This is a genomic window from Reyranella sp. (assembly GCF_965249915.1).
Lineage (GTDB): Bacteria > Pseudomonadota > Alphaproteobacteria > Reyranellales > Reyranellaceae > Reyranella.
In genome coordinates, this window is sequence record NZ_OZ252257.1 from 307,859 (window position 1) to 330,133 (window position 22,275).

Genomic DNA, 22,275 nt, shown 5'->3' on the forward strand with positions numbered 1-22,275 from the left:
CCGGCTACAGCGTGCGCGCGGTCGTGCCCTTGTAGAGGATCGGGCCGGTCGGGCGGCCGGTCGGCGAGCCGCCGGACGGTTCCAGCGTGATCTCGAAGAGCTGGTCGGCCGCCGTGGTCGGCAGCCGCTCGAGGTCGAGCGACGTCGCCCGGGCGCGGTCGAGCAGGCCGACCGATCGCGGTCCGATCTCGCGGTTCCAGAGCGTCCAGACCTGCAGGCTGCGGCCCGTCGGCACGGCCATGTCGACGAGGGGGATCATCTCGACGCGCCCGTCGGCGAAGGCGTTCACGACCGCACCGGCCTGCCGCGTCGCATCGTCGATCAGGATGGCGACATAGACCGGCTTGCGGGCCGCCACCTCCTGCGCGTGACGCACGGTCACGGCGGTAACGACGGCGAGGGCTAGAGCGGCGGTGAGCCCTGACAACGCCGCAATCCGCAGTGCGCCCAGACTGTTCCAGAGCCGGTGCAGCAGACCGGGCGGTGGGACGTGCGCGGCGGCGGGAGCCGCGGCCCCGGTGCCCGCCTCGATCCGGCGCCACAGATCATCGCTCGGCGCGACCGGGTCGGCGGTGTCGTCGAAGGCGGCAAAGTGTTCTTGCCAGGCCGCCACCTCCTGCGCGAAGGCATGGTCGGCCGCGAGGCGTTGCTCCGCGGCTGCGCGTGCCTCTGCGTCCAGCAGACCCAGGACGAATTCGGCGGCGTGGGGGCGATCGTCGCGATCTGGCGTCATCCCATGCACTCCTGCAGGGAGACCAGGCCACGGCGTATCCAGCTCTTGATGGTGCCGAGCGGCATGCCGAGGCGCCCCGCCAGCTCGCCGTGACTGAAGCCATGCACATAGGCCAGGACGATCGCATTGCGGCGGCCGGTATCGAGTTGTTCGAGGCAGTGGCGCAGGGCGCTCGACTCCGGCAGACGCGCCAGCGCCGAATTGGGCTCCGGCATCTCATTGTCCGTCGGCTCATCGGGGCCGAAGCGCCGTTCGTCGCGCAGGATCGTCAAAGCCTGGTTCCGCACGATCGTGTAGATCCAGGCGCGCGCAGAGCCGCGCGCGGGATCGTAGCTGCGCGCGCTGCGCCAGATGCGCATGAAAGCGTCGTGCGTCGCCTCTTCGGCAAGATCCCGGCGGCGCAGGATCCGGATCGCCACGCCGACCATGCGGGCAGCCTCGAGATCGTAAATGACGCGCAGCGCGGAGGGCTCGCCGGCAGCGCATCGTACGATCGCGGCGGAAACTTCCGCTTCGAGCGCAGAATGATCGGGGGACAAAACTGCCGCCATCAGAAGGTGCCCTTCCTCGCCCGGTCGTTTCGGCGCCGATCGACAGCTGTCGGCACCATTGGTTTGCTTCCCTGAGAGTACTTGGGAAAACGGCAATTGGATGCATCGCACATTCGATGTCGAATTATTTTCCACCCCTGCATCCAATCGAGCCGGTCGGCCGGTATCCGCTGCATGACCCGCTCATGGGTCGGCAACGGATGGAGAGACCCAATGACAGTGAAGGCATTCCTGGCTGCTTCGACGGCCCTGATGGCGCTGGCGGGCACGGCGCAGGCCGCGGACGTCGCCGCCCTGATCGGCAACGATACGATCGCCATCGTCGACACCTCGGCCAAGAAGGCGACGAAGACGATGAAGGTTGCCGGCGTCGAAGGCGCCCTGGTCGGCATCGATGTGCGGCCGGCCGACGGTATGCTCTACGCGCTGGCGGCGGACGGCACGCTCTACACCGTCGCCATGGACGGCAAGGCCACGAAGAAGTCGAAGCTCGAGACGATGCTGCCGGCCGGCGCCTCCGCCACGGTGGACTTCAACCCGGTCGCCGACCGGTTGCGCGTCATCGGCAGCGACGGCACGAGCCTTCGCGTGAATGTCGACGACGGCAAGGTCATCAAGGACGGCAGCCTGAAATATGCCGACGACGATGCCAACAAGGGCAAGGCGCCCAAGGTCATGGCCGGCGCCTACACCAACTCGGTCAAGGGCACGAAGGAAACCACGCTGCTCAACGTCGACACCACGACCGGCGCCCTGGTGAAGCAGGCGCCGCCGAACGACGGCATCCTCAATACGGTCGGCGCGCTGGGTCCGAAGGTCGACGCGATCGCCTTCGACATCTGGTCGGACGGTACGAAGAACGAGGGCTGGGCCATGACCGGCGACCAGCTCTGGTCGATCGATCTGGCAACCGGCAAGGCCACGCAAGTGGCCAAGATCGAGGGTCTCGGCGGCGTCGTCACCGACATCGCCATCCTGCCGAAGATGTAGCGGCGCCCTGAAACGAAAACGGCGGACCGTGAGGTCCGCCGTTCTTTCGTTACCGATCCCGTTGGCATCGGTCTCGCCGATTGGTCGGAGCGAGAGGATTCGAACCTCCGGCCCCTAGCTCCCGAAGCTAGTGCTCTACCAGGCTGAGCTACGCTCCGTCAGGATTTGCGGACTCCGGCCCGCGGCGAGGCCGGGGTTATAGCCGCCGTCCCGGTGGGTCGCAAGGGCCGAGCACGCCGGCTATAGTCGCAGGCAAATTTGGGGCGCGAGGGATAGATGGCGAAGGAAAAGCGGCTGAAAATCGCGCTGATCGGCTACGGCGCCATCAGCCAGATGCTGTTCGACGTGTTTCGCGAGAAGAAGCCGCCGATCGATATCGTTGGCGTTCTGGTGCGCAAGGGCAGGGTCGCAGCCACTCAGAAGAAGCTCGGCAAGAAGGTCGCGGTGGTCGATGACCTGAAAGCGCTGCTGAAGCTCAAGCCCGATGTCGTGGTCGAGGCGGCGAGCCAGCAGGCGGTGCGCGACTGGGGCGAGACCATCCTGAAGAAGGGCATCGACTTCATGGTCATCGCCACCGGCGCCTATGGCGACCCGTCGCTGTGGAAGAAGCACGTGAAGGCGGCTGAAAAGGGCGGCGCGCGCCTGCGGCTGCCGGCGGGCGCCATTGCCGGACTGGACGGGCTGCTCGCCATGCGGTTGGGCAAGCTTGAGAAGGTGAAATACATCTCCATCAAGCCGCCGCATGCCTGGACGGGCACGCCGGCCGAGACCGAGTTCGACCTGCCGTCTTTCAAGGAGCCGACCGTGATCTTTCGCGGCACGCCCGCCGATGCCGGCCGGCTCTACCCCAAGAACGCCAATCTGGCGGTGACGGTGGCGCTGTGTGGTGCCGGTCTCGAGAAGACGGAAATCGAGCTAGTGGCCGATCCGACCCTGCCGCCCGGGACCAATGCCAGCAAGCTGGAGGTGGTCTCCGATTCAGGCGAACTGAAGCTCGAGCGGCTGGGCCGGGCCATGCCGGACAATCCCAAGACCGGCGTCCTCACCGCCCTCACCATGGCGGACGAGCTGATGAAGATCGTCCGCCATAGCGACTGGTAGGGATCAGCGGGGGCCAGGGTGGCCCATCGCCGCGCCTGCGCGATGGGCGAAGCCCATTCGCGGACGGTCGAGAATGGCCTTCTGCTCGGGCGTCAGGACGGCGACCAGCGCCGTCAGCGGGGGCTTCACCGCCTCGATCGTGGCGATGCGGGCCTTCATGACATCCTCTTCCATCGTGAGACGCTCGAGGTAGCTCGGGCGCTCCTTCATCTCGGTGGGCAGGGTCTGGCAGCGCGCCATCGACTTGGCGCTGGCCTCGTCGGCCGCCTTTTCGAAGGCGTTCCAGGCCGTCATCTGCTCGGGCTTCAGCTCGAGCCGAGCTTTCAGGTAGGCACGGTCGCCGATACGGCGGGCGACCATGTCGACACACATCGACCTGGGCGAGAAGCTGCGCTCGGCCCCGCGGACCCGCTCGGCGCGCGGGCCGGGCGGCTGCGGCGCGGGCGGGGTGGCCTGTGCGAGTTCGATCGGATCGTCGCTCTCCAGGAGATCGAAGGCCGACGCAGGCGCGGTGAAGGCAAAGCCCGCCGCGAGGACGAAGGCGGTGGGCAGAAACAGGGAGCGGATCGACATCGGGAACCTCTGCGAAGAAGGGGTGGTTCCTGACGTACGGTCCGAGGGCGTCGAGCGTGCCCGGCTGGAAGGTTAAGTTATGTAAAGTTGAAGCGCTGCTCTGCCAGCCAGCGCGCGAATGCCTCGCGTTGCTCCGCCGTCATGTGCAGGCCCTCCTTGGTGCGCCGCCAGAGAACATCCTCGGCATCGACGGCCCATTCGTCGCGCACCAGATGGCGCACCTCCACCTCGTAGAGTGAGCCGCCGAAATGCCGGCCGAGATCGGCCACCGTCTTCACGTTCTCGAGCAGATCCTCGAGGCCCGAGCCATGGCGCCGGGCCAGGATACGCACGAGGTCCTTCGGCAGGCCGGGCTTGGTGGCGACCGCGCCCTCCACGAACTTGTCGAAGGCCTCTTCGAAGGTCGGCGCGTCGGCCATTTCGCCGTCATAGACGGCACGGCCATCGGTCCACGGACCGCCCATGCGCGGGAAATAGGGCTGGAGGTCGCGCAACGCATGTTCCGCCAGACGGCGATAGGTGGTGATCTTGCCCCCGAACACCGAAAGGATGGGGGCCTTGCCCTGCGGGGAGCCGTCGACCTCGAGGTGATAGTCGCGCGTCACCTTCGAAGGGTTGTCGTCGCCGTCGTCGAACAGCGGGCGGACGCCGGAATAGGTCCAGACCACGTCTTCGGGGCGAACCGGCTTGGCCATGTAGCGGCTGGCCAGGTCGCAGAGGTAGGCAATCTCTTCCGGCGAGCAAACCGGATGCTCGCCTTCCTTGACCGCGATGTCGGTGGTGCCGATCAGCGAGAACTCACGCTCGTAGGGAATCACGAACACGATGCGGTTGTCGCTGTTCTGCAGGATGAAGGCATGGTCGCCGTCGTAGAGCTTCGGCACGATGATGTGGCTGCCCTTAACAAGGCGCACGCGCTTGGGCGTCTTGATCTCGGTCTGCTCATCGAGAAAGTGCTTCACCCAGGGGCCGGCAGCGTTCACGAGGGCGCGCGCCTTGAGATGTACGGGCGCGCCGCCGGGCCCCTCCAGGTGGATGTGCCAGAGCTTGCCGTCGTCGCTGCGGCGGGCCGAGACGCAGCGGTGGCGGGCATAGATTGCGGCCCCCATCTCGCGTGCCGACTTCAGGTTGGAGATCACCAGCCGCGCATCGTCCACCCAGGCGTCGGAATAGACGAACCCCTTCTGGAAGCTGGACTTGAGGCCGGCGCCGAACTTCGACTTCGGCAGGTCGACCTGGATCGACTTGGGCAGGGTCATGTGCCAGTCGAGATGATCGTAGAGCCAGAGCCCGAGCCGCAGCATCCAGCGCGGCCGCAGGTGCGGCTCGTAGGGCAGCACGAAGCGCAGCGGCCAGGAGAGGTGCGGCGCCTTGGCCAGCAGCACCTCGCGCTCCTGCAGCGCCTCGCGGACCAGACGGAATTCGTAGGTTTCCAGGTAGCGCAGGCCGCCGTGGATGAGTTTGGTCGCCTTCGAGGACGTGGCGCTGGCGAAATCGTTCATTTCGCAGAGACCGACCTTCAGCGCCCGTCCCGCCGCGTCGCAGGCGATGCCCGCCCCGTTGATGCCGCCCCCGACCACGAACAGGTCGAGCGGCCGATCCTCCGTTTCACTCATCGCCTACCTATAGCCCGCTTGACCGTGTTGTGCAGGAACCGCAAAAGGCCGCATGGGTTTCCTGCTCAAGATTGCGCTGTTCGGCCTTGCCCTGTACGGCGTGTACAGGAGTTTCCGGTACTGGAAGGGTCTTTTCGACCGTTTCACCGGCAACGACCTGCCGCAGCGTCCGCCGTCCGCGCCGCCAGCCCCCTCGCGGCCGGAGCCTCCCGCCGCACCGGCTCGCAAGCCCGTCGTCATCGAGGACACTGTCCAGTGCGCCGGCTGCGGTGCCTATATTCCGACCACTGCCGAAAAATGCGGCCAGTGCGGTCGTCCACGGCTATAAGGCCGCAGCGTGCCGCCAGCCTTGACCCGCTGGGGGCCGGAACCTATTTTGCCGCACCGCAAAAACGGCCATAAGTTGCGGAAATACAAGGCCTTTAGAGCTTCGGGGAATACCGGTGTCGAACCCCTCAGCAGCACGCGGGAAGCCGACGTGCTTTCAGGAACTGATTCTGACCCTGCAGGATTATTGGGCGGCCCAGGGCTGCCTGATTCTCCAGCCCTTCGACATGGAGATGGGCGCCGGTACGTTCCACACCGCGACGACGCTGCGCGCGCTCGGGCCGAAGCCCTGGTACGCGGCCTATGTGCAACCGTCGCGCCGTCCTGGCGACGGCCGCTACGGCGAGAACCCGATGCGGCTGCAGCACTATTATCAGTTCCAGGCCATCCTGAAGCCGTCGCCGCCCGATATCCTCGAGCGCTACCTGGGCTCGCTCCAGGTGATCGGCATCGACACGACGCTGCACGACATCCGCTTTGTCGAGGATGACTGGGAGAGCCCGACCCTGGGCGCCTGGGGCCTGGGCTGGGAAGTCTGGTGCGACGGCATGGAGATCACGCAGTTCACCTACTTCCAGCAGGTGGGCGGCATCGAGGTCGATCTGGTGGCGGGCGAGATCACCTACGGTCTCGAGCGGCTGGCGATGTACCTGTTCGACAAGAAGTCGGTCTACGAGCTTCCGTACAATCGCGCCGATTCCGACGTGCCGCTGACCTACGGCGACGTGTTCCTGCAGAACGAGCGGGAGCAGTCGGCCTACAATTTCGAGCATGCCGACACCGAGATGCTGTTCCGCCACTTCGCAGACGCCGAAAAGGAAAGCGGCCGTCTCGTCGAGAAGAAACTGCCGCTGCCGGCCTACGAGCAGTGCATCAAGGCTTCGCATGCCTTCAACCTGCTCGATGCCCGCGGCGTGATCAGCGTGGCGGAGCGGCAGAGCTACATCCTGCGCGTCCGCGAACTCGCCAAGGCCTGCTGCGAAGCGTGGCTGGCGACGCAAACGAAGCCTGCCCTGAGCGTCGAAGGGGCTGCCTGAGATGGCCGAGTTGCTTCTTGAACTGCTGTCCGAGGAAATTCCGGCGCGCATGCAGACGCGTGCGGCGGAAGATCTGAAGCGCTTGATCTGTGACGGGCTGAAGGGCGCGGGCATCGGCTTCGAGAACGCCCAGGCCTTCGCGACGCCGCGGCGCCTCGCGCTGGTGGTCGAGGGCATCCCGGCCGTCCGGGATGATGTCAGCGAAGAAAAGCGCGGGCCGCGCGTCGGTGCGCCCGACCAGGCTGTGCAGGGCTTCCTCAAGGGCGCGGGCCTGGCCTCGCTCGACCAGGCCGAGAAGCGCGACACCGGCAAGGGTGAGTTCTGGTTCGCCGTGATCACGAAGAAGGGTGGGCCGACGGCCGACGCTCTCGGAGCGGTGATCGATGCCGCCCTGAAAGCATTGCCCTGGCCCAAGTCGATGAAGTGGGGCAGCGGCACCATGCACTGGGTCAGGCCGCTCCAGTCCATCGTTGCGCTGTTCGACGGCAAGGTGCTGGAAGGCGAGGTGTCACCGGGCGGCCACATGGCGCCGATCGCCTTTGGCGCCGCGACGCGCGGCCATCGCTTCCTGTCCAAGGGCACGTTCGAGGTCGCGAGCTTCGCCGACTACGCCGCCAAGCTGCGGGGCGCGCATGTGGTCCTGGACGCTGCAGAACGCAAGGCGATCATCCTCGAGGGCGCGCGCAGGCTCTGCGCGGAAGCTCAGATCAAGCTGAACGAGGACGAGGGCCTGCTCGAAGAGGTGGCCGGCCTGACCGAATGGCCGGTGCCGATGCTGGGCGCCATCGACGCCCAGTTCATGGATGTGCCGCCAGAAGTGCTGATCGTCTCGATGAAGGTGCATTTGCGCTTCTTCACCACGGCCAAGGCCGACGGCAGCCTGGCCAACCGTTTCGTCGTGGTGGCGAACAACGTGGCGCGCGACGGCGGCAAGACGATCGTCGCCGGCAACGAGCGCGTCCTGCGCGGTCGACTGGCCGACGCGAAGTTCTTCTGGGATCAGGACCGCAAGACGACGCTGGAAAGCCGCCTGCCGTCGCTGAAGCAGGTCGTGTTCCACGCCAAGCTCGGCACCCAGGCCGAGCGGGTCGAGCGCATCGTCGCGCTGGCCGCCGAGATCGCGAAATCGGTTCCCGGCGCCGATGCCGCGGCCGTGGAGCAGGCCGCGCGGCTGTGCAAGACCGATCTCGTGAGCGGCATGGTGGGCGAGTTCCCCGAGCTGCAGGGCGTGATGGGTCGTTACTATGCCCTGAGCGAGAAGCTGCCGGCGGCCGTCGCCGACGCCATTGGTGACCACTATGCGCCGGCCGGGCCCAACGACCGCTGCCCCACGGCGCCGGTGTCGATCGCCGTCGCGCTCGCCGACAAGCTCGATGCGCTGACCTCGTTCTGGGCGATCGGTGAGAAGCCCACGGGCTCGCGCGATCCCTTCGCGCTGCGCCGCGCGGCGCTGGGAATCATCCGGATCGTGGTCGAGAACAAGCTTCGGCTGCCGCTCAGGCCGTTCCTCAAGGCCGATGACCTGCTGGCCTTCTTTGCCGAGCGCCTCAAGGTGCAGATGCGCGAGAAGGGGGTCCGCCACGACGTGGTGGACGCCGTCGTCTCGCTGGGCGGCGAAGACGATCTCGTCCGGCTGCTGGCGCGGGTCGAGGCATTGCAGGATTTCCTCGGCACCGAGGCCGGCCGGAACCTGCTCACCGCCTATGGCCGAGCGGCCAATATCGTTCGGGCCGAGGAGAAGAAGGACAAGGGCCTCGCGGCGAAGATCGCCGGCGCGCCCGATGCCGCTCTGCTGGAACAAGCTGAGGAGAAAACCGTTGCTTCCGCCTTGGACCAGGTGGCGCGCGCGGTGAAACCGGCGCTCGCCGCCGAGGATTTCGCGGGCGCCATGGCGGCCTTCGCGGGCCTGCGCGGGCCGATCGACGCCCTGTTCGACAAGGTCACTGTAAACGTGACGGACAGGCCGGAGGTTCGCTTGAACAGGCTGAAACTGCTCAACCAGATTCGAGCCACCATGGATGCGGTGGCCGATTTTTCGAAGATCGAGGGCTAAGAATGGCCAAGTGGGTCTACAGTTTCGGGGACGGCAAGGCCGAAGGCCGTGCCGACATGCGCAATCTGCTGGGTGGCAAGGGCGCCAACCTGGCCGAGATGTCGAGCCTCGGGCTCCCGGTGCCGCCGGGCTTCACCATCACTACCGAGCTCTGCACCCACTTCTACGACAACAAGAAGACCTACCCGCCCGAGCTAAACGACGAGGTGGAGAAGGCGCTTGCCGAGGTCGAGAGGGTCGTCGGCACGAAGTTCGGTGATCCGGCCAATCCGCTCCTGGTCTCGGTCCGATCCGGCGCCCGGGCCTCGATGCCGGGCATGATGGACACGGTGCTGAACCTCGGCCTCAACGACAAGACCGTCCTGGGACTCGCCAACTCGTCGGGCGACGAGCGCTTCGCCTGGGACAGCTACCGCCGCTTCATCCAGATGTACTCCAACGTCGTGCTCGACGTCGGCCATCACTATTTCGAGGAAGCGCTGGAGATCAAGAAAGAGGATCTCGGCGTCTCCATGGACACCGAGCTGAAGGCCGCCGACTGGCGGGCGATCGTGGCCGAGTACAAGAAGCTGGTGGAGAAGCGCACCGGCAGGCCGTTCCCCCAGGAACCGCGCGAGCAGCTGTGGGGTGCCGTCGGTGCGGTGTTCGAGTCGTGGATGAACCAGCGGGCGATCACCTACCGTCGCCTGCATGCGATCCCCGAGAGCTGGGGCACCGCGGTCAACGTGCAGGCCATGGTCTTCGGCAACATGGGCGAGGATTGCGCCACCGGCGTCGCCTTCACGCGCGATCCGTCGACCGGCACCAACCTGTTCTACGGCGAGTACCTTGTGAACGCGCAGGGCGAGGACGTGGTCGCGGGCATCCGCACGCCGCAGCACCTCACCGTGCAGGGCAAGCTAGCCCAGAAGTCCGATGCGCCGGCCATGGAAGAGGTCATGCCGGAAGTGTTCAAGCAGCTCGACAGCGTGCGCCAGCGGCTCGAGCAGCACTATCACGACATGCAGGACATCGAGTTCACCGTCCAGCGCGGCAAGCTCTACATGCTGCAGACGCGCAACGGCAAACGCACTGCGAAGGCGGCCCTCAAGATCGCCGTCGACATGGTGCACGAGGGATTGATCGACAAGCGCGAGGCCGTGTCGCGCATCGTGCCGGCATCGCTCGACCAGCTCCTGCATCCGACGCTCGATCCGAAGGCGGCCCGCAAGGTGATCGCCAAGGGCCTGCCGGCGTCGCCGGGTGCGGCCTCGGGCAAGGTCGTGTTCACCGCCGACGATGCCGAGAAGCAGGCGCGCGCGGGCGAGAAGGTGATCCTGGTGCGCCGCGAGACCAGCCCGGAAGACATCCATGGCATGCACGCCGCGGAGGGCATCCTGACCTCGACCGGCGGCATGACCAGCCACGCCGCCGTGGTCGCGCGCGGCATGGGCAAGCCCTGCGTCGCGGGCGCCGGAGACGTGCGCATCGACGGCAAGGCCGGCACGCTCAGCGTGCGCGGCACGGTGGTGAAGTCCGGCGACACCATCACGCTCGACGGTAGCACCGGCGAGATCATTCTCGGCGTCGTGCCGACGGTACAGCCCGAGCTCAGCGGCGACTTCTCCCAGCTCATGGAATGGGCCGACGAGTTCCGCAAGCTCGGCATCCGCACCAATGCCGAGACGCCGACCGACGCCGCGCAGGCGCGCAAGTTCGGCGCCGAGGGCATCGGGCTCTGCCGCACCGAGCACATGTTCTTCGAAGGCGATCGCATCGTGGCGGTACGCGAGATGATCCTGGCCGACGACGAGAAGAGCCGGCGCGCGGCGCTCGCGAAGATCCAGCCGATGCAGCGCCAGGATTTCGTCGAGCTGTTCGAGATCATGGCGGGCCTCCCCGTCACGATCCGCCTGCTGGACCCGCCGCTGCACGAATTCCTGCCGAAGACGGCAGCAGAGATGGAGGTCGTGGCCAAGGACCTCGGCGTCGACGTGAAGGAAATCGAGGAGCGCGCCAACAAGCTGCATGAGTTCAATCCCATGCTCGGCCATCGCGGCGTGCGCCTGGGCATCTCCTATCCCGAGATCTACGAGATGCAGGCCCGCGCCATCTTCGAGGCCGTTGCGGAAGTCCAGAAGAAGGCGGGCAAGACCGTCATCCCGGAAATCATGATCCCGCTGGTGGCGACCAAGAAGGAACTCGACCTGATGAAGGTCGTGATCGACCAAGTCGCCGAGGAAGTGAGCAGCTCGTCGGGCCAGAAGCTCGAATATCTGGTCGGCACCATGATCGAGCTGCCGCGCGCGGCGCTGCGGGCCGGCGACATCGCCGAGTCGGCCGAGTTCTTCTCGTTCGGCACCAACGACCTGACCCAGACCACCTTCGGCCTGAGCCGCGACGACTCCGCTTCGTTCCTGGAGAAGTACCAGCAGCGTGGGATCTTCGAGCACGATCCGTTCGCCTCGCTCGACGTCGAGGGCGTGGGCGAGCTGATCGAGATCGCCACGGAGCGCGGCCGCAAGGTCCGCAACAGCCTGAAGCTGGGCATCTGCGGCGAGCATGGCGGCGATCCGGCCTCGGTGTTCTTCTGCCACAAGGCCGGTCTCGACTATGTCTCCTGTTCGCCCTACCGCGTGCCGATCGCGCGGCTGGCGGCGGCGCAGGCGGCGCTGGGCGGGCCGCTCAAGACCGAATGACGCTGGCGGCGCTCCGCACGGACGGCAAGCGGGCGCTGGCCGCCGCTCTTGCCGGCCTGGAGCGCGATCCGGAAAGCGCGACGTCGCAGGCGCTGCTCGACGCAGCCTGGCGCGAACCGCGGGCCCATGTCGTGGGCGTCACCGGTCCGCCGGGAGTCGGCAAATCCTCACTTTGCGCAGCGGTGGTTGCTGCATGGCGGCGGTCTGGCAAGACCGTCGGCGTAATCGCCGTCGACCCCTCGTCGCGGACGAGCGGCGGCGCTCTCCTGGGCGACCGCGTGCGCATCGCCCATGACGCGTCGGACGAGGGCAGCTTCGTGCGCTCGATGGCCGCGCGGGATCGGCTGGGGGGGCTGGCCGACCAGACGGTGGCGGCCATGGTCCTCATGCGGGCGCTTTTCGATCGCGTGCTGATAGAGACCGTTGGCGTCGGCCAGTCCGAGACCGACGTGGCAGGCGTGGCCGACACGGTGCTGTTCTGCGTTCAGCCGGGATCGGGGGATTCGCTGCAGTTCATGAAGGCGGGCATCGTCGAGATCCCGCACCTGGTCGTCGTCACCAAGGCCGACATGGGCGCGCCGGCCGAACGGGCACGCGCCGATGTGGCGGGCGCGCTGTCCCTCGCTACGGCAGGCGGCAGCGACTGGACGGTGAAGGTGCTGGCTGCGTCTTCGCGCAGCGGTGCAGGCGTCGACCGGCTCATGGAGGCGCTCGAGGCGCATAGGGATTACCTGGCGGCAGAGGGGCGATTGGCGGTGGCGCGTCATCAACAGAGCGAAGGCTGGGTCGCCCAGTCGCTGCGCGACCGGTTCGGCCGCGACGGCATTGCCAGACTCGGCCGGCTGGGGCTTGATCTGGCGCTGGCACCCGGCATGCAGCCCTTTCAGCGGCTGCGCGAACTCGGCGTCGCCCTGGAGAGACCGTGATGAGCCTTCCGACCGACGAAAGCTGCATCTTCTGCAAGATCGTGGCGGGGCAGATCCCCTGCTTCAAGCTGTTCGAGGACGAGGCGACCATCGCCTTCATGGACATCAACCCGGTCAATCCCGGCCATGCGCTGGCCGTCGCCAAGGGCCACTGGCCGACCATCGACGTCATTCCAGCTGAGATCCTGGCTGACGTCGCAAGGACGGCGCAACGCGTGGCGAAGGCCGCGATGACCGCGCTCGACCCGAGCGGCGTCAACCTGCTGCAGTCCAACGGTGTGGGAGCCGGGCAAAGCGTGCCCCATCTCCACGTCCACATCCTGCCGCGCTATCCCGGCGACAAGGTCCGGCTCAATTGGACCTACATGCCCGGCGACAGGGCCGAGATCGAGGCGATCTGCGCGAGATTGAAGGCTGCTCTCTAGGCCGCCGCCATCGACCGGCTGCTGCGCGGCGTCGTGGAAAACCACTCGCGCTCGTCCTGGCGGAACTGGTCGCGCACATAGTCGATCACGGTGCGGATGCGCGCGCCCTTGTTGGTCTCTTCGTGGCTGACCAGCCAGATGTCGCGGACGATCCTGAGATCGATCGGTGCGGCGACGAGGTTCGACGACTTGGCGATATAGTCGGGAAACACCGAGATGCCGTATCCGGTCTGTACCGCTTCCATGGCGGCATAGGAGGAGTTGGTGCGCAGGACCACCGAGGTGCTGCGCTCGACCACCTCGCTCCACGGCTTCATGGCCGGCAGGCTGTGCAGCGTGGTGTGGTCGACGATATGGTGATCGCGAATGTCGTCCAGCGTCTGCGGCAGGCCATACTGCTCGATGTAGGACGGCGCGGCGAAGATCGACATGTTGACCTGCCCGACGCGCGCCGCGACCAGCTGGTTCGAGGTCGGACGGAAGAAGCGGATGGCGAGGTCGGCCTGGCGGGTGGCGAGGTCCAGTACCTGGTCGCCGGCGATCACCTGCACGATGATGTCGGGATGGGTGCGGCGCAGCACGCCGAGGCGCGGCACCAGCCAGTGGGCGGCAATGCCCTCCGTGGCGGCGATGCGAACGATTCCCGCCATCTCGCGGTCCAGCCCGGCGAGGTGCCGTTCGATCGCCGTGGCGTTGGACATCATCGATTCGGCCTGAGCGAGCACGCCGCGGGCGGCGGGCGTGACTTCCATGCCGTGGCGATGACGGTCGAACAACTTGGCACCCAGGCGACGCTCAAGCGCCTGAATCCGGCGCCCGACGGTCGTCTGCTTGGTGTTCAACTGGGTGGCGGCCGCGCTGAAGCTTCCTGTCTTCGCAACTGCGAGGAAGAAACGCACATCGTCCCAGTCGCCGAGGATGTTCGGCACCTTGTTCTTGCGCGGAGGAGGGATGACCATGGCGACAATCGATACAATTAGAGTTGCGCCCACGCATATCTGACGACGGCGCGGTGATTTACCCTACACCATTATCAGTGAAATGTCGGTTTCTGTCATATTTTTAGGGGGTTAGGCCGCTCCTCGGACCGCTACGGACCCTTCGGCACCTCCAGTTCACGTATTCGCGGGTCGATTTTTCGGTTGTATGTATCCGGATTGTCGCTCGCAACGAGACAGGAGTGCTGCCCGTGGCCGCTATCGGCTCTGACGGAAAATCAACGCCGGACGGTGTTCGCGCCGCCAAAATCAGCCGTTATCTGCGCAGTCCCTCGACGCGTATGGCCGCCTTTGGCGGACTTTTAACATACTTGAGCTATGCGTACGCGCACGGCAGTTGGGCTAACCCCGTGCTGATCTGCGTGTCAATCTTCGTCGGGGTATTCCTGCCGAGCTACGCCAAGCTCAGTAACAAGGCTGAACTATGGGCCAACAACCAGTTCGGCTTTGTCACGGCCGGCCGGCTTGGGCGGTTCATCCCGCAGTTGGCGTTCAACCTGGTGATGTTCTGGCTGATGTTATGGGGGGGTGCGCTCAACCAGCTTGGGATGGCGTCCGTGGGCGGTATTGCCGGCGCGGCGCTCGTCACGACCCTGGCGTCACAGGGCACGCAGTATCTCGGCGGCTATCTCGTCGCGCGAGGCATAGGCGACGCGAATCGCAACACCTTGGTGGGGATCCTAATCAACGTCACCCTGGCCGCGCTGGGCACGGCAGGCGTGCCGGGGGCCCGCGAGGGCTTCCTGTTCGTGGGGTTCGGCCTGGGGGGTGCCTTGTTCGTGGTCGGCCTGCTGTCGGACATCCGCTCGGTGGCGGCGCCGAAGGGCGGCATCGGGCTGTTCTTCGGCACGTACAATCCCTTCCACAACAGCCATCTCGCCTTGCTCCGGAAGGCCATCGAGCAGCGTGGCCTGGACAAGGTTATCATCCATCCCGTCCTGATTCCGAAACTGCACGTCGATGCCTTCCGCAAGGGAGAGATTCGCGTCGGCCGGCTGAAGGACGGTTTCCAGATCTACGAGAAGACCGACAAGGCCGATTCCAACGTCGACTACTTTCCGACAGGCAACGTCTTCCTGCCGCCGGAGACGCGCGTGGCGTTGATCGAGCTTGCGCTGGCGGAGGCCGGCATGGCCGACAAGGTCGAGGTCGCGGTGTACTCCGACATCTACTACGGCAAGGGCTTTCAGGGCGTGATCGCCGAGATCAAGCGGCGTCATCGGGGCGTTCGGCTGCACGTCATCCATGGCACGGACTTCGGCGGCATGTTGGTCCGCCAGATCGCCGACGAATGCGGCTGGATCTATCCCTGGTGCATCCTGCGTCGCGACCAGGTTTCGGCAACCGCAATCCGCCGTGGCGCAAAGGGCATGACGCCTCCGATCGTGACCGATGTTCTTGACCAGATTTCACAGAATCTTCCGATAGTTTCGGCGGGAGGCCGAACCTTCCGCAATGACAACGGCGTTTTGACCGAGGGGAACTGAGATGACCGAACAACCGACCGCAGACCTGGGCAACCGGCCCGAGATCACGATCAAGCTTGCATCGACGTCCGACGAGATGATGCAGTGCTTCATGCTGCGCGCCGCCGTGTTCATGGGCGAGCAGCAATGCCCCTACTGGGAGGAGTATGACGGCAACGACTACACGGCCAGTCATCTCATCCTGTATTTCGACGGCGAGCCGGCCGCGTCCATTCGAGTGCGCTGGTTTTCGGGCTTCGCCAAGCTCGAGCGGGCCATCATCCTGAAGCGCTACCGGTCGTACGGGCTGTTCCTGCCCTTCGTTCACTGGGCCAAGGAATTCTGCCGCAAGAAGGGTTACCCCAAGGCCTACCTGCATGGTCAGCGGCGCCTGTGGCCGATCTTCGAGAAGGACGGGTTCCGCAAGGTCGACGACAAGGTGTTCCACTTCTCCGACCACGAGTACGGTGCGTTCGCGTGCGACCTCGATGTCGGAGAGGATGCCCCGAGTGTAACGACCGATCCGATGGTGCTGAACCGTCCGGAGGATCAGCTGGACTCGCCGGGCATCCTGGAAGAGTCGATGGAGCGGGGTGCCTCCAATCCCCATGCGGGTTGGACCGAGCGGCGCGCGAGCTGAAGGGAGTGACGCAGATGAACGACAAGACGATTTCGGTCGGCGGCCAGGCCGTGACCATCAAGCTTGCGATGAAGATGGAAGATTCGTTGCAGGCCTTTGCCGTCCGCGCCGCCTGCTTCATCGGCGAACAGGACATCCCCTACTCGGAGGAGTTCGACGGACACGATTTCGGGGCCACCCACATCCTCGCCTGTCTCGGCGAAGAGCCTGTGGGCGCCGTTCGGCTGCGCTGGTTCAAATCCTTTGCCATGCCCGAGCGGCTGGCGGTGATGCAGCGCTTTCGTGGCAACGGCATCGGCCAGCTGCTCATCGAGCGCTGCAGCCAGCTCGCGGAAAGCCGCGGCGCCAACACGCTCTACACCCAGTCGCTGCCGCAGGACGTGAAATACTGGGAAAAGCACGGCTGGCGCCGCCTGGATCCCGACGATTCCGGCAAGGGCCCGAAGCGTCTCGTGGCGATGGTTCGGCCGGTCGATCCGAGCAAGCCGTTGCCGGAGGCCGGGGCGCCCGACCAGGTCGTCCTGCGCAACGAGCCGCAGGTCGATGCGTCGGGCCTGCCGGTGGGCGGTGATCGCCGCTGAGCGGTCGCCCCCACTAAGGTCGGAGGGACATTTGTGCCGGATCGCTCTCGCCAGCCCGCTTTTTTCGGGTAGGCTGCAACGTCCGGCGATTCGCCGGGGGCAGGGGAGCGACGTCCCGAACGTGGGATGCCAGGCGGGTAAAACATGACGGATGCCTTCGAGATCATCGTCGAACCGAGTAGTCGGCGGCGGCGCGGACGTGCGCCGCTTTCCGAGAAGCAGCGGGCGGCGGCATTGTTTCGCGTGTGGCATGGGGTGCGGGAAATGATCGAGGAGGCCGAGCGGCTGGGCGACGGCGAGCTGGTGCATTTCCTCGCGGTATCTCAGCTCCTCGTCGAAGAAAGGGTCACGACGCTTACCAGCGGCGTGCCGGCCTTCACCCTCGTGGATACCTCGCGGCCCAACTAGAAGCTTTCGGGCGCCGACGCCGGACGCCCCTCGCTTATCGATCTTACTTCGAACCGCCGCTCTGGTCGCGCCGGGCACCATCGGGCGACGACGATTCGACTTCGACCGTCACCGTAAGCCCTGCAACGAGCAGAACTCCGTGCGGGACGTGCGATATGCGGATGCGTACCGGTACCCGCTGGGCCAGCCGAACCCAGGTGAAGATCGGGTTGACGATCGCAAGACCAAGTTGGTCCGGCTTCGCATTTGCGACATTGATCCCTCGCGCGACGCTTTCCACCTCACCGAGCATGAGCTTGTCGTAGCCCATCAATTGCATGCGAGCCGGGGCGCCCTCTCGAATGCGCGCAAGCTGCGGCTCCTCGAAATAGGCGTCGACCCAGAATGAGTTGGCATCGACGACCGATACGACGTTGACGCCGGTGGTGGCATAGTCGCCGAGCTGAACGAGCAGATTGGTGACCCACCCGTCCACCGGCGATCTGATCTGTGTCCGTTCGAGATTGATCTTCGCCTGCTGGAGATTGGCGATCGCCTGCTGGTACTGGGCCTGGTTGGCCAGGGCACGGGTTGCGAAGGTCTGCTGCTCCTCTTTCGAAACGGCCTCTGCGCTCAACCTTGCGCGCCGATCCGACTGGGTATTCGCATTCTGCGCGTTCACCTCGGCCTGCTTCACGGCAGCCTCGGCCAGTTCCACGGCGATCCGGTAGTTGGTCGGATCGATGGTGACGAGCACATCGCCCTTGTGCACGAACTGGTTGTCCCGGGCCGCCACGTTGACGATCTGCCCGGCTACCTGTGGAGCCATCGTCACGACATAGCTGCGAACCACGCCATCGCGCGTCCAGGGCGTGCCCATGTACTCCCGCCACATCGCCCAGGACAGTGCCGCCGCGACCGCCACAACAACGAGTGTTGCACCGATGCGAACGAGCTGTGTGAAGCGTGTCGGCATCATGCCCCCCGCACCAGAGGGGCGCTCAGGACCATGAGCGACAGGACGATGAGAAAAAGCGCGAAGGCGAAAAGGGAAGGATGCCAGACGTGGCGCAAGAGGCCGCCTGCCATCAACAACCAGCGCACGAGGAGGGTCGCCAGCCATGCTATGAGCATCATCACCGATATGGGCGCGACATAGACCCCGAAGATGTTCACTTCGCTGAATGTCATTGGAGAGATCCTCCGGTAAAGTAGGTGGCATGCTGCGCCAGACCGTCGTCCATCACCTGCAGCAGTCCGCGCGTGCGATCGGCGGGCGCGCGTCCAAGCGCTGAGGCCCGTCTCGCAAGAGCCATGTCGATCCGCTGGAGACCATCGCGCGCAACCATGACATCCCCGTGAGCGAGCGGGGCCAAGGCGGCCCCCAGTTCGGATTTCAACGGGCCGGAGCGAAGCGTGCGCCGCAGCTGGATCAGGGTGAGGCCGAGCGAGAGTGCGGCCAGAATCTCGGAGCGTTGCTGCGGTGTCGCCGAATCCGGGATGGCGGCGAGTCTGCCGTACATCAGAGATTCCCAGTCGTCGCGCGACGCGTTCGCGTCGGGGCGGCAGAGCGACCGAAAGTCTCGGAGGGTGAGGCGGAGAAGCCTGCGGGTCCGGATGGCCGGCGAAACCGGAGGAAGGATCAGGTAGGACATCGCGCCGATGCAGCAACCGACCACGACCGCCATCGCCGCGTTGTAGAATTGCAGCGTGTCGTAGGACATCTGGTTTTCGGGGTTGAGCAGCGGCACGAAGAGTGTCGCCATCGCTCCAAACATGGCCGGCTTCAACGGCAGGTAACTGAGCGCGCCCGCCGGGACCAGATAGAGTCCGAGGATGAGGCTCAATCCAACAAAGCTGTGGACGTTCGGGAGAACGGCGAACGCCGTTACCGCCGCGAACCCCGCGGCCATTCCCGTTCCGAGCGCCCAGCCCGACACGCGGGTGAAGGACTCGTCGCCGGCGGCCGCGAAGATGACCGTTGCCAGCGCCGCCCAGACGATCGCCGTCGATCCGTTCGGCCATGCCGTGGCAATCCAGAGGGCCGCCGCGATCAGGACCACGGAGAAGGAGCGCAGGGCTGCAATCAGCCCCGGCAGCATATCCGATGAAGCCCTTCGGCGCGTGCGTGTCGAGATGACGGGTACCCGTCCGTCGCGCAGCAGGGAAAGACCGTCGAGCATCCGGCAGAAGCCCGCCAGGATCCTGGCTGTTTCGTCCGCGAGCAGCCTCATGGACGGGCTGGAAGCCGGTTCGCGAAGCAGCGCGCGCGCGGCAGCGGCATACGCGGGTCGAGCTGGGCTCGCGGCCGCCGCAGCCTGAGGCTGAGCGCCCGCCAGGGCGAACGGTGGCGCCAGCCGGAGAATCAGCCCCGCCTGCCGGCCCGCGACATCGCTCGGCAGGGCGGAGAGGCGCAGAGCAAGAATGCGCCAGCTCATGAGTGCCTGAAGCAGACCTTCCAGGGCTCTTCGCAGCAGGGGGGCGTTGTAGCGGACCTGCCACGATTCGCCGATGGCCTCGTCGATCTGCGCATTCAGGCCTATGACCCTGCGGGCGAGATCGCGCCGCACCATCTGGGAATCGGGAAGCGCACCCCCGGCATTTGCCAGCATGTTCGACACGTGAGACCGGATCTCGTCGGCGATGCCGGAGATCTGCTCCAGCAGTCGATGCGACGCCACGCCGACATGAGTCGAAGCCAGAACGATGCCCGCTGCGACGACTCCGATGCAGATTTCGGTCGCTCTGCCGACCGCCAGCATGAAGGCCTGGCCATTTGGCCCGCCGACGGCGCCGAGTTCGGCGCCCGCGACGATGGCCGCCGTCGCGCCGACCAGGGACGCCGAGAGCGCCGACGCATTGCCGAGCTGCGCGGCCACGAAGGCAGATGCGCCGCAGAGGAGCGCCAGTCCGATCAGGAAGGCGGCGCGATCCTGCGGGAAGGCAGCCGAGAGCAGGACGATGGCCGCGGCGCCGACCACGGTGCCGACCACGCGAAACCAGCCGTTCCGCATGGAGGCGCCCAGCCGCGGTTGGCAGACCAGGGCGGCCGTCGTCCCGGCCCAGGACGCGTTGTCGAGCTCCAGCCAGAATGCGACGAACAGCGCGAGGCAGACGGCAGCCCAGAGGCGCAAGCCGAAGAAAAGTGGCGCACCGGAAGCGCGAAGAGCTTGTGAGAGGAGTGTGGGCATTCTCGAACCAGCGAAGCCGCGGCCTGTGTCTCGGGTGCCGCCAGCATCGCCGATACGGCATCAAGCGGCCAAGACTACGAAGGTTGTCCGGCGATGCCTCTTCGTCTGGTGTCGATATACCTTCGTATAGGGATCTCTCGCCCCGAAGGGCGGACCGGCGCCGGGCTATTTGTGCCGGGGATCGAGCGCGTCGCGCAGACCGTCGCCCAGCAGGTTGAACGACAGGACGGCGAAGAAGATCGCGAAGCCCGGCCAAAAAGCCATCCACGGCGCCTGAGCGATGAAGCGCTGGGCGGAGTTCAGCATGCTTCCCCACGAGGGCGACGGCGGCTGCTGGCCGAGGCCCAGGAACGAGAGCGCCGCCTCGGCGATGATCGCGCCGGCGATGGCGAGCGAGGCCTGCACCAGAAGCGGCGGCACGATGTTGGGCAGGACATGGCGCAGCGCGATTCGCCAGTGCGGATTGCCGACGGCGCGTGCGGCCTCGACATAATCCTCCACCTTGGCGGCGATCGTCTGGCCGCGGGTCAGCCGGATGAAGACAGGCGTCGCGGTGACACCGATGGCGATCATCGCGTTGGTCAGGCTCGGCCCGAGGAAGGCGGCCAGCGCGATCGCCAGGATCAGGAACGGAATCGCCAGCATCGCGTCGACGATCCGCGACAGGACGGCATCGACCCAGCCGCCGGCATAGCCCGCGAGCAGGCCGAGGGGCACGCCGATGCCCAGCGCGATGCCCACCGACACGAGCCCGGCGCTGAGTGACGCGCGGGCGCCCCAGATGATGCGGGTGAGCACGTCCCGGCCGACTTCGTCGGTGCCCAGCCAATGGGCCCAGGAGGGCGGCTTTCGAACCTGGGTGAAGCTGGTGGCGATCGGATCATAGGGCGAGATCAGCGGCGCCAGGATCGCGACCAGGACGAACAGCACGACGACCACCAGCCCGAACATCGCGCCCTTGCGCCGCTTGAGCCGGCGCCACGCGCGGGCCCACGGGTTTTCCTCGCGGGCGTCTGCGGCGGCAACAATGGGAGCGACGGCGGCGGCAGTCATGACGGTCAGCCCCGGAGACGCGGATTGACGAGCACGTAGGCCACGTCGGCGATCAGGTTCAGCACGATGTAGGTCGTGGCCGTCACCAGCACGACGCCCTGCACGACCGCATAGTCGCGGTTGAAGACCGAATCGACGATCAGCTTGCCGAAGCCCGGTATGGTGAAGATCTGCTCGGTCAGCACGGCACCCGACAGGAGCGTGCCGAATTCGAGGGCGCCCAGGGTGATGACGGGTGTCATGGCGTTGCGCAGCGCATGCTTCAGCACGACGCGCCTCTCGTAGAGGCCCTTGGCGCGGGCCGTCCGCACATAGTCGGCGCCCATCGCCTGGAGCATGGCGCTGCGCGTATGACGCATCAGGACGGCGGCGATGGCGTTGCCCAGGACGAAGGCCGGCATCACCGTCGTGGCGAGGCTGGCGCGCCAGTCCTCGCCCAGCCGGACATAGCCCGAGGCCGGTAACCAGCCGAGCGTCACCGAGAACAGGAAGATCATCAGGATGCCCAGCCAGAAATTGGGCGTGCTGAGCCCCCACAGCGCGAAGATGTTGGCTCCATAATCCCAAGCGGTGTCCTTCTTCACTGCCGAGATGATGCCGGCCGGGATGCCGATGCCCAGCGCCACGATCAGCGCCATGGCCGCGAGCTGCAGGGTGACCGGCAGCTTCTCGGCGACCAGCGAGGACACCGAACTCTTGAGCCGCATCGACTCGCCCAGGTTCCCGGAGAGCACGCCCTTGATCCAGTAGAAATACTGGACCGGGATCGGCTCGTTCAGCCGGTACTGCTCGCGGATTTCCTCGAGCACCTTGGGATCGCGCTCCTCCCCCGCCATGATCAGCGCCGGGTCACCCGGCAGGAGCTGCTGCAGGCCGAAGATCAGCATCGACACCAGGATCAGCGTCGGGATGATCTGCAGCAGTCGCTGGGAGAGGAAGGTCAGCAAGG

The 22,275-nt window shown here is 66.1% G+C and carries 22 protein-coding genes and 1 tRNA gene; 12 read left to right on the forward strand and 11 right to left on the reverse strand.

The window, feature by feature from the left end; genetic code table 11:
• Positions 1 to 4 precede the first annotated feature (4 nt).
• Both ACP15H_RS01505 and ACP15H_RS01510 read right to left on the reverse strand, forming a co-directional pair.
• Positions 5 to 733: an anti-sigma factor gene (locus ACP15H_RS01505; protein WP_425064459.1), complete on the reverse strand. Its 729-nt coding sequence runs from the start codon at positions 731 to 733 to the stop codon at positions 5 to 7.
• Positions 730 to 1,419 carry a sigma-70 family RNA polymerase sigma factor gene (locus tag ACP15H_RS01510; RefSeq protein WP_425064460.1) on the reverse strand — a complete coding sequence of 230 codons (690 nt, stop codon included), beginning with the start codon at positions 1,417 to 1,419 and terminating at the stop codon, positions 730 to 732. The genes ACP15H_RS01505 and ACP15H_RS01510 overlap by 4 nt, the downstream gene beginning before the upstream one ends.
• Positions 1,420 to 1,497: 78 nt before the next feature.
• Between ACP15H_RS01510 and ACP15H_RS01515 the strand changes: the two genes are divergently transcribed.
• A complete protein-coding gene (locus tag ACP15H_RS01515) occupies positions 1,498 to 2,274 on the forward strand; it encodes a DUF4394 domain-containing protein (protein ID WP_425064461.1) in 777 nt (258 codons plus the stop codon).
• 81 nt (positions 2,275 to 2,355) lie between these two features.
• On the opposite strand, the gene ACP15H_RS01520 is transcribed toward ACP15H_RS01515, so the two are convergent.
• Positions 2,356 to 2,432: transfer RNA gene (locus ACP15H_RS01520), tRNA-Pro, on the reverse strand.
• Between the two features lie 118 nt (positions 2,433 to 2,550).
• On the opposite strand from ACP15H_RS01520, the gene ACP15H_RS01525 reads away from it, so the two are divergent.
• Positions 2,551 to 3,375, forward strand: a complete 825-nt coding sequence (locus ACP15H_RS01525; protein ID WP_425064462.1) for an aspartate dehydrogenase — start codon at positions 2,551 to 2,553, stop codon at positions 3,373 to 3,375.
• Positions 3,376 to 3,378: 3 nt separating this feature from the next.
• Here the strand turns inward: ACP15H_RS01525 and ACP15H_RS01530 are convergent, their stop codons facing one another.
• Positions 3,379 to 3,948 (reverse strand): Spy/CpxP family protein refolding chaperone, encoded by a 570-nt coding sequence (locus ACP15H_RS01530; RefSeq protein WP_425064463.1) that lies wholly within the window; start codon positions 3,946 to 3,948, stop codon positions 3,379 to 3,381.
• 77 nt (positions 3,949 to 4,025) lie between these two features.
• A complete protein-coding gene (gene glpD / locus ACP15H_RS01535) occupies positions 4,026 to 5,564 on the reverse strand; it encodes a glycerol-3-phosphate dehydrogenase (protein WP_425064464.1) in 1,539 nt (512 codons plus the stop codon).
• 52 nt (positions 5,565 to 5,616) lie between these two features.
• On the opposite strand from glpD, the gene ACP15H_RS01540 reads away from it, so the two are divergent.
• The 6 genes from ACP15H_RS01540 (at position 5,617) to ACP15H_RS01565 (ending at position 13,010) form a co-directional block, all read left to right on the forward strand.
• A complete protein-coding gene (locus ACP15H_RS01540) occupies positions 5,617 to 5,892 on the forward strand; it encodes a hypothetical protein (RefSeq protein WP_425064465.1) in 276 nt (91 codons plus the stop codon).
• A 109-nt stretch (positions 5,893 to 6,001) separates the two neighbouring features.
• Positions 6,002 to 6,928: a glycine--tRNA ligase subunit alpha gene (locus ACP15H_RS01545; RefSeq protein WP_425069850.1), complete on the forward strand. Its 927-nt coding sequence runs from the start codon at positions 6,002 to 6,004 to the stop codon at positions 6,926 to 6,928.
• A 1-nt stretch (position 6,929) separates the two neighbouring features.
• On the forward strand, positions 6,930 to 8,981 hold the full coding sequence (gene glyS, locus ACP15H_RS01550; protein WP_425064466.1) for a glycine--tRNA ligase subunit beta: 2,052 nt from the start codon (positions 6,930 to 6,932) through the stop codon (positions 8,979 to 8,981).
• A gap of 2 nt (positions 8,982 to 8,983) precedes the next feature.
• Positions 8,984 to 11,659, forward strand: a complete 2,676-nt coding sequence (gene ppdK, locus ACP15H_RS01555) for a pyruvate, phosphate dikinase (protein ID WP_425064467.1) — start codon at positions 8,984 to 8,986, stop codon at positions 11,657 to 11,659.
• Entirely contained in the window at positions 11,656 to 12,585 is a 930-nt protein-coding gene (locus ACP15H_RS01560; RefSeq protein WP_425064468.1) for an ArgK/MeaB family GTPase, read from the forward strand. Before ppdK ends, ACP15H_RS01560 begins: the two co-directional genes overlap by 4 nt.
• Positions 12,585 to 13,010 (forward strand): HIT family protein, encoded by a 426-nt coding sequence (locus tag ACP15H_RS01565; RefSeq protein ID WP_425064469.1) that lies wholly within the window; start codon positions 12,585 to 12,587, stop codon positions 13,008 to 13,010. The genes ACP15H_RS01560 and ACP15H_RS01565 overlap by 1 nt, the downstream gene beginning before the upstream one ends.
• Here the strand turns inward: ACP15H_RS01565 and ACP15H_RS01570 are convergent.
• The gene (locus tag ACP15H_RS01570; protein WP_425064470.1) at positions 13,007 to 13,969 is read right to left on the reverse strand and encodes a LysR family transcriptional regulator; all 963 of its coding nucleotides are present in this window, start codon (positions 13,967 to 13,969) and stop codon (positions 13,007 to 13,009) included. The two genes, ACP15H_RS01565 and ACP15H_RS01570, sit on opposite strands and share 4 nt — an antisense overlap.
• 230 nt (positions 13,970 to 14,199) lie before the next feature.
• Here ACP15H_RS01570 and ACP15H_RS01575 point away from each other — a divergent pair, with 230 nt between their 5' ends.
• The 4 genes from ACP15H_RS01575 (at position 14,200) to ACP15H_RS01590 (ending at position 17,103) form a co-directional block, all read left to right on the forward strand.
• A complete protein-coding gene (locus tag ACP15H_RS01575) occupies positions 14,200 to 15,495 on the forward strand; it encodes a hypothetical protein (RefSeq protein WP_425064471.1) in 1,296 nt (431 codons plus the stop codon).
• 1 nt (position 15,496) lies between these two features.
• On the forward strand, positions 15,497 to 16,114 hold the full coding sequence (locus ACP15H_RS01580; RefSeq protein WP_425064472.1) for a GNAT family N-acetyltransferase: 618 nt from the start codon (positions 15,497 to 15,499) through the stop codon (positions 16,112 to 16,114).
• Positions 16,115 to 16,128: 14 nt separating this feature from the next.
• Positions 16,129 to 16,695 carry a GNAT family N-acetyltransferase gene (locus ACP15H_RS01585; protein ID WP_425064473.1) on the forward strand — a complete coding sequence of 189 codons (567 nt, stop codon included), beginning with the start codon at positions 16,129 to 16,131 and terminating at the stop codon, positions 16,693 to 16,695.
• A gap of 144 nt (positions 16,696 to 16,839) precedes the next feature.
• On the forward strand, positions 16,840 to 17,103 hold the full coding sequence (locus ACP15H_RS01590; protein WP_425064474.1) for a hypothetical protein: 264 nt from the start codon (positions 16,840 to 16,842) through the stop codon (positions 17,101 to 17,103).
• A 43-nt stretch (positions 17,104 to 17,146) separates the two neighbouring features.
• Here the strand turns inward: ACP15H_RS01590 and ACP15H_RS01595 are convergent, their stop codons facing one another.
• The 5 genes from ACP15H_RS01595 to ACP15H_RS01615 form a co-directional block, all read right to left on the reverse strand.
• The gene (locus ACP15H_RS01595; protein WP_425064475.1) at positions 17,147 to 18,061 is read right to left on the reverse strand and encodes an efflux RND transporter periplasmic adaptor subunit; all 915 of its coding nucleotides are present in this window, start codon (positions 18,059 to 18,061) and stop codon (positions 17,147 to 17,149) included.
• Positions 18,058 to 18,273, reverse strand: coding sequence for a DUF1656 domain-containing protein (locus ACP15H_RS01600; protein WP_425064476.1), 216 nt, complete (start codon positions 18,271 to 18,273; stop codon positions 18,058 to 18,060). Before ACP15H_RS01600 ends, ACP15H_RS01595 begins: the two co-directional genes overlap by 4 nt.
• Positions 18,270 to 20,273 (reverse strand): FUSC family protein, encoded by a 2,004-nt coding sequence (locus tag ACP15H_RS01605; protein WP_425064477.1) that lies wholly within the window; start codon positions 20,271 to 20,273, stop codon positions 18,270 to 18,272. Before ACP15H_RS01605 ends, ACP15H_RS01600 begins: the two co-directional genes overlap by 4 nt.
• Positions 20,274 to 20,438: 165 nt before the next feature.
• The gene (locus tag ACP15H_RS01610; protein WP_425064478.1) at positions 20,439 to 21,326 is read right to left on the reverse strand and encodes an ABC transporter permease; all 888 of its coding nucleotides are present in this window, start codon (positions 21,324 to 21,326) and stop codon (positions 20,439 to 20,441) included.
• Between the two features lie 5 nt (positions 21,327 to 21,331).
• Positions 21,332 to 22,273: an ABC transporter permease gene (locus ACP15H_RS01615; RefSeq protein ID WP_425064479.1), complete on the reverse strand. Its 942-nt coding sequence runs from the start codon at positions 22,271 to 22,273 to the stop codon at positions 21,332 to 21,334.
• Positions 22,274 to 22,275 lie beyond the last annotated feature (2 nt).

Excerpts from the sequence above, each read along its gene's own strand:
- ACP15H_RS01505 (WP_425064459.1), bottom strand. The coding sequence starts at position 733 with ATGACGCCAGATCGCGACGATCGCCCCCACGCCGCCGAATTCGTCCTG.
- ACP15H_RS01515 (WP_425064461.1), top strand. The coding sequence starts at position 1,498 with ATGACAGTGAAGGCATTCCTGGCTGCTTCGACGGCCCTGATGGCGCTG.
- ACP15H_RS01525 (WP_425064462.1), top strand. The coding sequence starts at position 2,551 with ATGGCGAAGGAAAAGCGGCTGAAAATCGCGCTGATCGGCTACGGCGCC.
- ACP15H_RS01530 (WP_425064463.1), bottom strand. The coding sequence starts at position 3,948 with ATGTCGATCCGCTCCCTGTTTCTGCCCACCGCCTTCGTCCTCGCGGCG.
- glpD (WP_425064464.1), bottom strand. The coding sequence starts at position 5,564 with ATGAGTGAAACGGAGGATCGGCCGCTCGACCTGTTCGTGGTCGGGGGC.
- ACP15H_RS01540 (WP_425064465.1), top strand. The coding sequence starts at position 5,617 with ATGGGTTTCCTGCTCAAGATTGCGCTGTTCGGCCTTGCCCTGTACGGC.
- glyS (WP_425064466.1), top strand. The coding sequence starts at position 6,930 with ATGGCCGAGTTGCTTCTTGAACTGCTGTCCGAGGAAATTCCGGCGCGC.
- ppdK (WP_425064467.1), top strand. The coding sequence starts at position 8,984 with ATGGCCAAGTGGGTCTACAGTTTCGGGGACGGCAAGGCCGAAGGCCGT.
- ACP15H_RS01560 (WP_425064468.1), top strand. The coding sequence starts at position 11,656 with ATGACGCTGGCGGCGCTCCGCACGGACGGCAAGCGGGCGCTGGCCGCC.
- ACP15H_RS01565 (WP_425064469.1), top strand. The coding sequence starts at position 12,585 with ATGAGCCTTCCGACCGACGAAAGCTGCATCTTCTGCAAGATCGTGGCG.
- ACP15H_RS01570 (WP_425064470.1), bottom strand. The coding sequence starts at position 13,969 with ATGGTCATCCCTCCTCCGCGCAAGAACAAGGTGCCGAACATCCTCGGC.
- ACP15H_RS01580 (WP_425064472.1), top strand. The coding sequence starts at position 15,497 with ATGACCGAACAACCGACCGCAGACCTGGGCAACCGGCCCGAGATCACG.
- ACP15H_RS01585 (WP_425064473.1), top strand. The coding sequence starts at position 16,129 with ATGAACGACAAGACGATTTCGGTCGGCGGCCAGGCCGTGACCATCAAG.
- ACP15H_RS01590 (WP_425064474.1), top strand. The coding sequence starts at position 16,840 with ATGACGGATGCCTTCGAGATCATCGTCGAACCGAGTAGTCGGCGGCGG.
- ACP15H_RS01595 (WP_425064475.1), bottom strand. The coding sequence starts at position 18,061 with ATGATGCCGACACGCTTCACACAGCTCGTTCGCATCGGTGCAACACTC.
- ACP15H_RS01600 (WP_425064476.1), bottom strand. The coding sequence starts at position 18,273 with ATGACATTCAGCGAAGTGAACATCTTCGGGGTCTATGTCGCGCCCATA.
- ACP15H_RS01605 (WP_425064477.1), bottom strand. The coding sequence starts at position 20,273 with ATGCCCACACTCCTCTCACAAGCTCTTCGCGCTTCCGGTGCGCCACTT.
- ACP15H_RS01610 (WP_425064478.1), bottom strand. The coding sequence starts at position 21,326 with ATGACTGCCGCCGCCGTCGCTCCCATTGTTGCCGCCGCAGACGCCCGC.